Annotated in this window: 7 protein-coding genes and 1 rRNA gene; 1 reads left to right on the forward strand and 7 read right to left on the reverse strand. The window is 68.5% G+C overall.

Translation table 11 applies throughout. From position 1 onward, the window contains the following. Positions 1-9 precede the first annotated feature (9 nt). A 16S ribosomal RNA gene (locus tag AB1046_RS11720) occupies positions 10-1,531 on the reverse strand. Positions 1,532-2,125: 594 nt separating this feature from the next. On the opposite strand from AB1046_RS11720, the gene AB1046_RS11725 reads away from it, so the two are divergent. Next, positions 2,126-2,797, forward strand: a complete 672-nt coding sequence (locus AB1046_RS11725) for a GNAT family N-acetyltransferase (protein ID WP_369375469.1) — start codon at positions 2,126-2,128, stop codon at positions 2,795-2,797. A gap of 70 nt (positions 2,798-2,867) precedes the next feature. Here the strand turns inward: AB1046_RS11725 and AB1046_RS11730 are convergent, their stop codons facing one another. From AB1046_RS11730 to AB1046_RS11755, 6 genes are all read right to left on the reverse strand, one after another. After that, positions 2,868-3,881, reverse strand: a complete 1,014-nt coding sequence (locus AB1046_RS11730) for a sugar phosphate isomerase/epimerase family protein (protein WP_369375471.1) — start codon at positions 3,879-3,881, stop codon at positions 2,868-2,870. Next, positions 3,881-6,559, reverse strand: coding sequence for a PQQ-dependent sugar dehydrogenase (locus tag AB1046_RS11735; RefSeq protein WP_369375473.1), 2,679 nt, complete (start codon positions 6,557-6,559; stop codon positions 3,881-3,883). Before AB1046_RS11735 ends, AB1046_RS11730 begins: the two co-directional genes overlap by 1 nt. A 98-nt stretch (positions 6,560-6,657) precedes the next feature. Further along, positions 6,658-7,659: a sugar phosphate isomerase/epimerase family protein gene (locus AB1046_RS11740; RefSeq protein ID WP_369375475.1), complete on the reverse strand. Its 1,002-nt coding sequence runs from the start codon at positions 7,657-7,659 to the stop codon at positions 6,658-6,660. 65 nt (positions 7,660-7,724) lie between these two features. Further along, on the reverse strand, positions 7,725-10,886 hold the full coding sequence (locus AB1046_RS11745; RefSeq protein WP_369375477.1) for a ThuA domain-containing protein: 3,162 nt from the start codon (positions 10,884-10,886) through the stop codon (positions 7,725-7,727). Positions 10,887-11,048: 162 nt separating this feature from the next. Next, entirely contained in the window at positions 11,049-12,230 is a 1,182-nt protein-coding gene (locus AB1046_RS11750; protein WP_369375479.1) for a Gfo/Idh/MocA family protein, read from the reverse strand. Positions 12,231-12,308: 78 nt separating this feature from the next. Next, positions 12,309-13,364, reverse strand: a complete 1,056-nt coding sequence (locus tag AB1046_RS11755; protein ID WP_369375481.1) for a substrate-binding domain-containing protein — start codon at positions 13,362-13,364, stop codon at positions 12,309-12,311. Positions 13,365-13,421: the final 57 nt, after the last annotated feature.

The following is a 13,421-nucleotide window of genomic DNA, read 5'->3' on the forward strand; positions in this document are numbered from 1 at the left end:
GCTCCTTAGAAAGGAGGTGATCCAGCCGCACCTTCCGGTACGGCTACCTTGTTACGACTTAGTCCCAATCGCCAGTCCCACCTTCGACCACTCCCTCCCTTGCGGGTTGGGCCGTGAGCTTCGGGTGTTACCAACTTTCGTGACTTGACGGGCGGTGTGTACAAGGCCCGGGAACGTATTCACCGCAGCGTTGCTGATCTGCGATTACTAGCGACTCCGACTTCACGGGGTCGAGTTGCAGACCCCGATCCGAACTGAGACCGGCTTTTTGGGATTCGCTCCACCTCACGGTATCGCAGCCCTCTGTACCGGCCATTGTAGCATGCGTGAAGCCCAAGACATAAGGGGCATGATGATTTGACGTCATCCCCACCTTCCTCCGAGTTGACCCCGGCAGTCTCCCATGAGTCCCCGGCATAACCCGCTGGCAACATAGGATAAGGGTTGCGCTCGTTGCGGGACTTAACCCAACATCTCACGACACGAGCTGACGACAACCATGCACCACCTGTGTACGAGTGTCCAAAGAGTTCGTCATCTCTGACGCGTTCTCGTACATGTCAAGCCTTGGTAAGGTTCTTCGCGTTGCATCGAATTAATCCGCATGCTCCGCCGCTTGTGCGGGCCCCCGTCAATTCCTTTGAGTTTTAGCCTTGCGGCCGTACTCCCCAGGCGGGGCACTTAATGCGTTAGCTACGGCACAGAACGAGTGGAACCCGCCCCACACCTAGTGCCCAACGTTTACGGCATGGACTACCAGGGTATCTAATCCTGTTCGCTCCCCATGCTTTCGCTCCTCAGCGTCAGTAACTGCCCAGAGACCTGCCTTCGCCATCGGTGTTCCTCCTGATATCTGCGCATTCCACCGCTACACCAGGAATTCCAGTCTCCCCTACAGCACTCTAGTCTGCCCGTACCCGATGCAAGCCCACAGTTGAGCCATGGGATTTCACACCAGACGCGACAGACCGCCTACGAGCTCTTTACGCCCAATAATTCCGGACAACGCTTGCGCCCTACGTATTACCGCGGCTGCTGGCACGTAGTTAGCCGGCGCTTCTTCTGCAGGTACCGTCACTCTCGCTTCTTCCCTGCTGAAAGAGGTTTACAACCCGAAGGCCGTCATCCCTCACGTGGCGTCGCTGCATCAGGCTTTCGCCCATTGTGCAATATTCCCCACTGCTGCCTCCCGTAGGAGTCTGGGCCGTGTCTCAGTCCCAGTGTGGCCGGTCGCCCTCTCAGGCCGGCTACCCGTCGACGCCTTGGTAGGCCATTACCCCACCAACAAGCTGATAGGCCGCGAGCCCATCCCCCACCGAAAAACTTTCCAACACCCACCATGCGGCAAGTGTTCATATCCGGTATTAGACCTCGTTTCCAAGGCTTATCCCGAAGTAGGGGGCAGGTTGCTCACGTGTTACTCACCCGTTCGCCACTGATCCACCCAGCAAGCTGAGCTTCACCGTTCGACTTGCATGTGTTAAGCACGCCACCAGCGTTCGTCCTGAGCCAGGATCAAACTCTCCGTAAAAGAGAAACATCCACACCCCACCCAAAGACGAGGCATGAACAATGATACCGACCAGACTAAACCTGGCTAGATTCAGTCCAACCAAACAAAACCCCTACAAGCGTCACTCCACCAACCGAAAAGTCAGCAAAGCCACACCCACACAGGGCATAAAACATTGGCATTGACTATCAAGCACACTGTTGAGTTCTCAAACAACCGACGCACACCGCCAGAGTCGCAACCATTCGATCGCTTCTCTGCCCGGGGCAGCTCCGCAAACTTACCAGATTCTTTCGGCTGATCAAATTCGCATCCGAGTCCATAGAACTGGAGGGAATTGCACCTGCCTGCCGAATTCGGCGACCACATCCTGTTCGGGAGAGCACGAAGCCATCCCGATCCTGCGATGTGGGTTTCAACCCCGGCGCGGCCACCCAACCGTTTCCAGTTGGTGTCCGTCTGCCCGGCGGGCTGACCTGGAGAACATTACACACGATCTTGCGTGGACGCCACTTCGCCGACAGTGGCCTACGGCACACGATGTTTCTGCAGGTCAGCACGTGTTCCGCTGCCTCGCTCACCCGCGGACGGCTCGCGTACTACGTTCGTGCCGTGACCTCCGAGCCCGACGCGGCGTCGTTCGCCCCCACCGAGACCCCCGCGGCACAGAGTGCAGCACCGAACAGAGCACCGAACACGGGACGCGACACAGCGCCCGACGCGGTCACGACCACCCGTCCAGGCGCCGTGCGCCGAGCAACAGCCCAAGATGCGGCCGAGGTCGCGTGGCTCGCCGCCGTCACGTTCCCCCTCGCCTGCCCGCCCCGGTCCACGCGGTCCGAGATGGCCACGCATATCGCGCAGAAGCTGACCGTCGGCCAGTTCCGTGACTGGGCCACCAGCGCCGAGCACACGCTGCTCGTGTACGACGACGGCACACGACTGCTCGGCTACGCGCTCCTGGCCCTCGGGACCCCTCAGGGTGCGGCCGAGTCCGCCGTGGTCCGCGAGGCAAGCCTGCGTGCGGCCCCGTACGTCGAGCTGTCCAAGATCTACGTCCTGCCCGACGCGCAGGGCAGCGGTGTCGCCAGCGGGCTCATGCAGGGCGCGTCCGACGCCGCGGCCGAGCTCGGCCCGGGCCTACCGCTCTGGCTGGCGACGAACACGCATAACCAGCGCGCCCAGGCCTTCTACCGGAGGAGCGGCTTCGAGGTGGTCGGCAAGCGCACCTACGCAGTGGGCGGCGTGACACACGACGACCTGGTGTTCCTGCACGCCCGGTAAGCCCTCGGTGAGGAAGCAGAGGGTGGGGCCGACGCCAGACGGCGTCGGCCCCACCCCCTTTGTCACGCGCTCAGCAGCGCTTGCTCCGCAGCGAACGAACCTCGACGTACGAACGCTGGGCGTTGCCGAACGAGTCGGCCGGGTATCCGGGCGCCGGAGCCTGGGCGGCGTTGTCCTGCTCCCAGACGCCGTGGCGCTTGCCGCTGCCGGGGAGTGCCGACAGGAACTCGCGGTACGGGATGTCGCCGATCCCGAACTCGACCATGTTGTAGCCCGCCTCGCTCTCCGGGTTCACCTCGCCGTCCTTGAGGTGCAGGAGCGGGTAACGGTGCGGGTTGCGCCGCACGTAGTCGACCGGCTCGAAGCCCGGGTAGCGGTGCTTCCCCACGAAGGCCCAGTAGACGTCCATCTCGAGGAAGACGGTCCTCGGGTCGGTGTTCTCGAAGAAGACGTCGTAGAGACGCACGTCGGGGTTGTCGGTGGCGAACGCGAACTCCCCGTCGTGGTTGTGCTGGTAGAACTTCAGGCCGCGACGGCGAGCGGCCGCGCCGAAGTCGTTGAACTGGTCGGCCGCGGCCAGGTATCCGGCGACCGTGTTGTTGCCGGTGGGTGCCTGGGCCGTGCCGATGTGCTTCATGCCGAGGGTCTCGGCGATGTCGAGCTCCAGCTCCATGTTGTTCGCGAAGTCGCCGATGCCGCGGTGCGAGCCGACGGCGCGCAGGTCGTTGTCGTCCAGCAGCTGCCGGATCTGCTCCGGTGTGATCGCGCCGACCGCGCCCTGCGAGTACCCGGCGAACTCGACCTCCTTGTACCCGATGGCCGAGAGCCGCTCGAACACGGCGCGGAAGCCCAGCGAGGAGACCTTGTCCCGGATCGAGTAGAGCTGGATGCCGATGTTGCCCGGTGGCACGAGCACGCGACCCTTGCCGGCGGACGCGGTGGCGGCCGTCGTCGTCGGGGCGAGCGTGGCAGCGGCGGCGCTGCCCGCGAAGGCCGTGCCGGCGAGTGCAGCCGCGCCAACGGCCACGGTGCCACCAGCCAGCCTCAGGAAGTTCCGGCGGTCGACGTCAGTGCGTGGTTCCATCACTGCTCTCCTTCGGTCCGAGCGGCCCCGGACGGGCCGGTCGTGTTCTGATCCGTCGCCGGGGGCGTCCCGACGCCCGCGCCGACCATGGTGACCGCGTCGAGGTCGAGCCCTCCGGTCGCGGTGATGTAGAGCGTCCCGGTCCGCTCCCGGTCGCGGAACCGCAGGTCGACGTCCCGCCAGGTCCGTGCGTTCACCTTGGCCGTGGCGAAGGGCTTCGCCTTGGGCGAGCCCCAGCGCAGCTCGAGCTTGCCCTTGCCGCGAACGGTCGCGGTGGCGCTGTCGATGCCGGACAGGCTCACCTGCTCCAGGGCGACCGAGTCGCGCTTGCCCAGGCCGGTCACGTACGCGCCGGCCGAGGCCGCCTCGTCCTCGACCAGCTCGACGCCGGTGAGGGTCCCGTGCTCCGCCTCCTGCAGCTTCGGGTTCAGCCGCAGCGACACCTCGGCGGTGGCGGGCGGCAGGCCGTTCGCCCCGTTGTCGGTGTAGGTGATGACCACGCCGCCGTACAGGTGCGCGCCAGCGCCGTGCTCCGGCGAGTCGGGGTCGGTCGGGAAGACGCCGGTGCAGCCGGTGCCCGACACCTCGGGGTGCGCGTGCTGGTCGTGGCCGAGCCCGTACGACCATCGGACCCGTTCGCAGACCGTCTCGGTGCCGTCCTCGGCGTCGTTCGTCGACACCTGGAACGGGATCTCGTCGCCCCACTCGAAGAACCCGCCGTCGGCCGGGTGCTCGACGACGATCTCGGGCGCCTGGTTACCGACGCTGATCGACGTGGAGGTCAGCGTGCGCTTGCCGCTGCCGTCGGTGACGCGCAGGCGGGCGGTGTACACGGCGAGCTCCGTATAGGTGTGGGTGACCTCCGGGCCGGTCAGGTCGAAGGTGCCGTCGCCGTCGACGTCCCACTCGTAGGTGAGCGCGTCGCCGTCCGGGTCGCTGGAGCCAGTCGCGTCGAACGCGACCTCCAGGGGTGCCTCCGACGACGATCGAGGGGTGGCCGTGAACGTAGCCTGCGGCGCCTTGTTGCCCTCGGCGTAGTCGATCCGGTACAGCCCGGCGTCCGGGTTCTGCCGGAAGAATCCGTCGCCGTACTCCAGCACGTACAGCGAGCCGTCCGGCCCGAACTCCAGGTCGATCGGGTTGTCGTTGATCGGCATGCCCGCGCTCTCGGCCGCGGCGTTCGGGAAGAAGTCCTCGATCTCCCCGACCTCGAACGTCGACCAGTCCACGGTCAGGGCGGCGTAGTAGTCCTGGGAGAACTCGCCGAAGAACGCCTTGCCCTCCCAGACCGCGGGGAACTTGCCCGGAGCGGTGCTGTCGGCGTCGAAGTGGTAGACCGGGCCGCCCATGGGCGCCTGGCCGCTGCCCGAGCCGAAGTTCACGAGCTCGTCGCGCGGCTGCTGCCCCGGCTGGTCGCCGTAGTACACCGTCGCGGCCCGGGCCGGCGGGAGGTCCGTCAGGCCCGTGTTCCAGCGGGAGTTGTTCTGCGGCGCGGCGCAGTCGAAGAACTCGCCCGGCGTCGCCGTCGCGAAGTTCCACTCGTTGTACGCCGCGTTCGGTCCGTGGCACAGGGGCCAGCCCGCGTTGTGCGGGTCGTCGAGGCCGACGACGTTCCACTCCACGTAGCCCATCGGCCCACGGTCGGCGTTCGCCGCGCCGGCGTCGGGCCCGTAGTCGCCCCAGGACAGGGAGCTCGTCTCGGGGTCGACCTCGATGCGGAACGGGTTGCGCACGCCCATCACGAAGATCTCGGGTCGCGTGCCCTCCGTGCCCGGGGCGAACAGGTTCCCCGCGGGGATGTCGTAGGTGGTGCCCTCGCCCGGCGGGGCGCCGGCCGGGATGTCGTCCCGCACGTCGATCCGCAGGATCTTGCCCCGCAGGTCGTTCGTGCTGCCCGCGCCGCGGCGCGCGTCGAACCCCGGGTTCATGTTCGGGGCGTCGTTGTTCGGGGCGTACCCGTTGGCGCCCGGGGTCCCGGCCGGGGTGTTGTCACCGGACGACAGGTAGAGGTTGCCCTCTGCGTCGAAGTCGATGTCCGCACCGACGTGGCAGCACTGGCCGCGCTGCACCTCGATGTCGAGGATCGGCTGCTCCGAGGCCGGGTCGAGCGCGTCCCCGGTCCAGGTGAACTTCGACAGGCGGTTCACACCGACCCACTGGTCCCAGTAGCTCTCGTCCTCGCCTGCGGGCAACGAGTTGGGTGCATTGCCCGACGGCGTGTCCGCCACGCCGTCGCCGTCCGCGTCCCGCGGGGCATATACGAGGTAGACCTCGTTGCTCTCCTCGAAGTCCGGGGCCAGGGCGATGCCCTGCAGGCCGTCCTCGGAGTTCGCGTAGACGTCGAGGTCGCCCGCCAGCCGCGTTACACCCGTCGCGGGGTCGGTCACCCGCACGTCGCCGTTGCGGGCCGTGTGGAGCACCCGCAGGTCCGGCAGGACCGCCATGTCGATCGGCTCACCGGTGTCCTTGGTGAGCAGGACCTTCTCGTAGTTGGCCCAGTCGGTGTCGGCCGCGGCAGCGGCGGCAGGGGCGGCGTCGGGGGCGGCAGAGGCTGCGTGGCCCTCGTGGGCGGACGCCGTCGGCGTGGCCAGGAGCGCCGCACCGACCAGGACGCTCGCGGACAGGGCCGCGAACGTCTTCTTTCGACGCGCCTGGGCGCGAGAGTGGATAGCCTTCATACGTGATGCAGCTCCTCGTCGAGTTCTTCACGCGACCGGGCCCCGTCCGCATCCCATTCGTCCGGGGCCCGGTCTTCTTCGGTTCAGCCTTCTTCGGTTCAGCGGGTCGAGAACGCCGCGTCGAACGCTGAGTCGGGCGCGTCGAACGCGTTCGAACGCACGAACTCGAGCGCCTCGGGCGCACCGACGAGGCGGTCCATGCCCGCGTCCTCCCACTCCACGGAGATCGGGCCCGCGTAGCCGATCGTGTTGAGCATGCGGAACGCGTCCTCCCACGGGACGTCGCCGTGCCCGGTGGAGACGAAGTCCCAGCCGCGGCGCGGGTCGGCCCACGGCAGGTGCGACGACATCCGGCCGTTCCGGCCGTTCGTCATGCGCTTCTTCGTGTCCTTGCAGTCCACGTGGTAGATCCGGTCCTTGAAGTCCCAGAGGAAGCTGACCGGGTCCAGGTCCTGCCACACCATGTGGCTCGGGTCCCAGTTGAGCCCGAACGCCTCGCGGTGCCCGATCGCCTCCAGGGTCCGCACAGTGGTCCAGTAGTCGTAGGCGATCTCGCTCGGGTGCACCTCGTGAGCGAACTTGACGCCGACCTCGTCGAACACGTCGAGGATCGGGTTCCAGCGGTCGGCGAAGTCCTGGTAGCCGGCCTCGATGGCGGCGTCGGACACGGGCGGGAACATCGCCACGTACTTCCAGATCGCGGAGCCGGTGAACCCGACGACCGTCTTGACCCCGAGCTTCGCGGCGAGGCGCGCGGTGTTCTTCATCTCCTCGGCGGCGCGCTGGCGCACCCCCTCCGGGTCGCCGTCGCCCCAGACCCGGTCGGACACGATGTCACGGTGCCGCTGGTCGATCGGGTCGTCGCAGACCGCCTGGCCCTTGAGATGGTTGGAGATCGCCCACACCTTCAGACCGTGCCGCTCAAGCAGCTCAAGGCGCCCGGCGACGTACTCGTCGTCGTCCCAGCGCCACGGGTCCAGGTGGTCGCCCCAGCAGGCCAGCTCGAGCCCGTCGTAACCCCAACCCGATGCGAGGCGCGCCACCTCCTCCAGCGGCAGGTCGGCCCACTGGCCGGTGAACAGGGTGATCGGTCGTGCCATTTTTTCCTCCGTCGTAGTGCCGAGTGGGGCGGGGCGGGCTCTGGGGGCCCGCCCCGCCACACGGATCAGGACGACTGCTCGGCTGCCACGCCGTCGCCCACGAAGTCGATCCAGTTCACGTTCGACTGGCCGGATGTCTGCACGAAGTACAGCTTTCCCGAACCGGTCGGGACGTCGTGCAGCGTGGCGGTGACGTCGGTGTACGTCTGCCAGGCGCCGGTGGCCGGCACGGACACGCTGCCGATCTCCGGGCCGTTCGGCGCACCCCAGCGGATCGAGATCGGTCCGCCGCCGCTCGGGGAGGCCGCGCGCAGCGTGATCGCGTCGATCCCGTAGAGGCTGATCGGCTCGAACGCCCACCAGTCGTCGGGCTCGATGAACCCGATGTTCAAGCCGCCACCAGCGGTGTCGCCGGTGCCCTCACGCTGTACGCCGGGGGCACCGCCGCTGGTCGAGCCGGCCAGGCGGCCGGTGTCGGTGAAGAACTCCGCCTGGATCCGGTTGGGCTGCAGCACCTGCAGGTCGCTGCCGACCAGCGAGATGCCCACCTCGCCGCCGTCGTCCGTGAACTCGGCCTCGAGCGTCCAGAAGATGTTCGCGTCGGCGCCGTGGCCACCGTCCGCGGCCGTCTGGAGCACGCCGTCGCACCCGGACAGCTCCTGGACGGGGTGCGAGTGCGAGTCGTGCCCGAGCGACGTGTAGAGCATGACGTCGGCGCAGTCCACGTACCCGTCCGGGTCGGTGACGGTGATCTCGTACTCGACCTGGTCGCCCCAGGCGAAGATGCCGCCGTTGTCCGGGAAGGTGATGGACACCGTGGGCGCCGTGTTGCCGACCACGATCGTCACGTTGGCCACCCCGGACGCCCCAGTGGCGTCCGTCGCGGTGAGCTGGGCCGTGTACGACCCGTTCTCCGTGTAGGTGTGGCTGGGGTCTGCCTCGGTGGACGTCGTCCCGTCGCCGAAGTCCCAGTGCAGCGTGAGCGGCTCACCACCCGGGTGGGTGGTGCCGTCCGAGGAGAACTGGACGGCCAGCGGGGCGTGCCCGTCGGTCACGTCGGCCGAGGCCTGCGCGACCGGCGACGGGCTGCCCTGGCTGTAGGCCACCCGGTAGACGCCACTGGTGTCGTTGTTGCCGCCGAAGCCGGCGCCCCAGTCGATGACGTACAGCGCGCCGTCGGGCCCGAAGTCCATGTCCATGGGCCGGTCGAAGCCCGCGGTCGGGTCGAGGATCCCCGGGAGCACCTGGTTGATGTCCGAGACGACGTCGCGCTGCGCACCGGTGAGCTGGAACGAGTAGACCTTGCCCTGGTTCCACTCGCCGAAGAGCGCCAGGCCGTCCCAGTACTCGGGCCACTTCACGTCCGAGTCGAGGGCCGGGTCGAACTCGTAGACCGGGCCGCCCATGGGCGCCCCGCCGCCACCGATCTCCGGGATGTCGGGGTTACCGGCTCCGGTGTACCAGACCTCCGCCGCGATGGCGGCCGGCAGCTGGGTCAGGCCCGTGTTGTTGGGCGAGTTGTTGACCACGCCGCCGGCGCAGTCGAACGACGCGCCGGACGTGCCCGTGGCGAAGTTGTAGTCCACGTAGTTGTTGTTGGCGCCCGTGCAGTACGGCCAGCCGTAGAAGCCCGGATCGCTCACGACGTTCCACTCGACCGCGCCCCGCGGGCCGCGGGCCGGGTCAGCAGTACCCGAGTCGGGCCCGTAGTCGGCGACCAGGATGTTGTCGTTCGCCGGGTCGATGCCGATGCGGAACGGGTTGCGGAAGCCCATGGCGAAGATCTCGGGGCGCGTCTGCGCGGTTCCCGGCGCGAACATGTTGCCGTCGGGGATCGTGTACGAACCGTCCGCCTCAGGGTGGATGCGCAGCACCTTGCCCCGCAGGTCGTTCGAGTTGGCCGCCGTGCCCTGTGCGTCGAAGTTCTGCCGGCCGGACCGCTCGTCGATCGGGGTGAACCCGCTCGACTCGAACGGGTTGCTGTTGTCCCCGGTGACGAGGATCAGGTTGCCCTGCGAGTCGAACTGCATGTCGCCGCCCGCGTGGCAGCACGTGTCGCGCTGGGTGGGGACCTTCAGGACCGCCACCTCGCTCGCGGGGTCGATGGTCCCGGTCTCGTGGTCGTGGGTGAACCGCGAGACCCGGTTGTGCGGCCCGTCCGCGCCGACGTTCTCGGGCGACCAGTACAGATAGATGTACATGTTGGTCGCGTAGTCCGGGTCGAGCACGATACCGGTGAGGCCGTCCTCGTTGGCGAGCGTGACGTCCAGGGTCAGGGCCGTGGTGGTCAGGTTCGTGTCCGGCGAGATCTGCTGCACCCGGCCGTCACGTTCCACGTAGAACACCGTGCCGTCCGGCGCGACGTCGAGCATCATCGGGTTGGCCGTGTTCTCGTCCAGCGGCACCCGCTCGTAGCTCGCGAACTGCGTGGCGTTGCAGTCGGAGGCGACGACGCCGGCAGCGGTCTGGATGCCGCCGAGCAGGTGCTGGCGGAACGCCGGCTCCGCGTAGGACTCGTCCGTGTGCCCGCCGCCCGTGTACCAGGACCGGCCGCCGTCGTACACCTGGCACCAGGCGGTCGGGTGGTCGGCGCCCATGGCGCCGCCGCCGGGGTCGTAGCTCTCCTCGTCCAGGCTGGCCAGGACGTGCACGTCCCCACGCGGGTTGGACTGGAAGTTGTACCACTCGTCGTGCCGCTCCCAGCGGGTCGGCAGGTGCGCCGTGGAGGCGTGCGCGCCGTCCTCGACGTCGATCGTCGCGTCCTGGTTCGCCGGGTGGCTGAGGAAGTACGCGCCCACCAGCTCTCCGTACCAGGGCCAGTCGTACTCGGTGTCGGACGCCGCGTGGATGCCCGCGTAACCGCCGCCACCCTGGATGTACCGCTCGAACGCGGCCTGCTGCTCGGCGTTGAGCACGTCGCCCGTGGTGGACAGGAAGACGACCACCTCGTAGTCCGCCAGTCCCTCGTCGGAGAAGACCGTCGGGTCCTCGGTGGCGGTGACCGTGAAGTCGTTCTCCGCGCCGAGCTGGGTGATCGCCTCGATCCCGACGGGGATCGAGCCGTGCCTGAAGCCCGTCGTCCTGGAGAAGACGAGGGCGTCGAAAGGTGCGGCCGCAACTGCGGCCTTCGGTTGGGTGGGCGCCGCGGCCGGTGCCACGGGTGCCGCGGCGGTTGCCGCGAGCGCCATCGGGATGCCGAGGGCGGTCACGGCCGCTGCCGCGGCCACCGATCGCAGTAGACGACGGGTTCGTTGCACGTTTCTCACCGGGAGCTCCTCATCGAGTCGGGTCAGTACTTGTGCGGTGCTGTTGTGCGGGTGCTTGGTCGTTCCGTGCTGTGGTCCGTGCTGTGGTGCTGGTGCGTTCTGGTGCCTTCTGGTGCGGGTGGATCACGAGAGTGGCACCCACCCCCCTCCGCCGGCGGCGCTGCGCTCGACGGCGTCGAGCACCCGCTGGATGCCCAGGCCGTCGCTGAACGACGGCGTGGGCTGCCGCCCGGCGGCGAGGTCGCCCATCAGGTCGACGACCTGGTGCGTGAACGCGTGCTCGTAGCCGAGGCCGTGCCCGGGCGGCCACCAGGCGCCACCGTACGGGTGCTGGGGCTCGGTGACGACAATTCGGCGGAAACCCGCCGTCGTCGGCTCGTCCTCCGCGTCGAAGAAGTGCAGGAGGTTCATGTCCTCGAAGTCGAAGGCGAGCGAGCCCTTGGACCCGTTGATCTCCAGCCGGATCGCGTTCTTGCGGCCCCAGGCGAACCGGGTCGCCTCGAAGGTCGCGAGCCCGCCGCCGGACAGCCGGCCGAGGAACACCGCGGCGTCGTCGACCGTGACCTTGCCGGTGCGACCGGTGTCGGCCACCCCGGACAGGCCGGAGGACGACGCTGCCAGCGGCCGCTCGTGCACGAACGTCTCCATCAGGCCGCTCACCCCGGTGAGCGATTCGCCGGTGACGTACTGAGCCAGGTCCACCACGTGGGCGCCGATGTCGCCCAGCGCGCCGGAGCCTGCCTTCTGCTTGTCGAGGCGCCAGGACATGGGCGCCTTCGGGTCGGCGATCCAGTCCTGCAGGTACTGCGCGCGTACGTGCCGCACCTGGCCGATCCGGCCCTGCTCGACGAGCTGCCGGGCCAGCGCGATGGCGGGCACCCGACGGTAGGTGAACCCCACCATCGCGCGCACGCCGTGCGCGGCCGCGGCCTCGGCGGCGGCCGCCATGGCCTCCGCCTCGGCCACGGTGTTGGCGAGCGGCTTCTCGCACAGGACGTGCTTGCCCGCCTCGAGCGCGGCGATCGCGATCTCGGCGTGCGTGTCCCCGGGTGTGCAGACGTCGACCAGGGCGACGTCGTCGCGGGTCAGCAGGTCCTGCCAGCCCACGACGGCGTCGTCCCAGCCCAGGCGGTCGGCCGCGGCGCGGACCGCCTCGGCGTCCCGCCCTGCGACCGCGCGCATGCGCGGCGTGATCGGCAGGTCGAAGAACCGCGGCGCGTTGCGCCAGGCCTGCGAGTGTGCCGCCCCCATGAACGCGTAGCCGACCATGCCGACTCCGAGCTCGCTGCTTTCTTCGGTGCTCATACCGCGTTTCCCCCCACTGTTGGCTCCCCCGCCGTGCTGCACGCCCCAGCGGGCGTCGTCGTCCGGTCCGTCACAGCGTCAGGAGTCGAAGCCGATGGGCAGGTACTCCTCGACGTTGTCCGCCGTGACGACGGGCGCGAAGAGCTGGACGGTGCGCGGCACGCCGATGGAGGCGAGGTCGCCGACCGTCTTGTTCTGCGCGATCAGGCGGGCCAGCTTGACGCCGTCGGCGGCCTGGGTGGAGGGGTAGATGACGGTCGCCTGCACGACGCTGTCGCCGGACTGGATGAGCTCCATCATGTTGCTGGACCCGGCGCCGCCCACGAGGAAGAACTCGTCGCGGCCCGCGTTCTCGATGGCGGCCAGCACGCCGACACCCTGGTCGTCGTCGTGGTTCCAGATGGCGTCGATCTCCGGCTCGGCGGACAGCAGGTTCGCGGCTGCCTCCTCGCCGCCCTCGACCGTGAAGTCGGCGGCGACGCGTGCGTCGACGTCGAGCCCGCAGTCGTCCAGGGCGGCGGCGAAGCCTTCGCTGCGATCGGTGGTCAGCGGCAGGGCGTCGATGCCGGCGATCTCCGCGACGACCGCGTCCGGGTTGTCACCGAGCTGCTCGCAGACGTAGGTGCCGGCGCTCACGCCCATGCCGTAGTTGTCGCCCAGCACCGTGGTGCGGGCGGCGAACGGGCTGCTGAACTCGCGGTCCACGTTGATGACCGGGATGCCGGCCTCCATGGCCTGGAGCGCCACGTCGGTGAGCGCCGCGCCGTCGAACGGCAGCAGCACGATCGCGTCGACGCCCTGGTCGATGAAGCCCTCGATCTGGCTGATCTGCACGTTGACGTCGTTGGTGCCCTCGGCGACCAGGAGCTCGACGTCCTCGTACTGGTCCGCCTCGGCGCGGGCGGCGCTGGTGATGGCGCCCATCCAGCCGTGGTCGGCGGCCGGGGCGGAGAACCCGATGGTTACCTCGTCGCCGGGTGCGTCGTTCTCCGTCGTGGTGACGGGGCCGGCGGCGGCCGTGTCCTCCTCGCGGGGCTCGTTGCTGACGCAGCCGGTGAGGACGAGCGCGGTACACGCGACGGCGACGAGGGCGCCGGACAAACGGCGCGTGCGAGGAGTGCTGGACGAGGTCATGGTGATCTCCCTTGATCCGAGGTGGGGCTTCTGAGTGAGCTGGGAAAGGTACTGGGG

The organism is Promicromonospora sp. Populi, assembly GCF_041081105.1.
Taxonomy (GTDB): domain Bacteria; phylum Actinomycetota; class Actinomycetes; order Actinomycetales; family Cellulomonadaceae; genus Promicromonospora.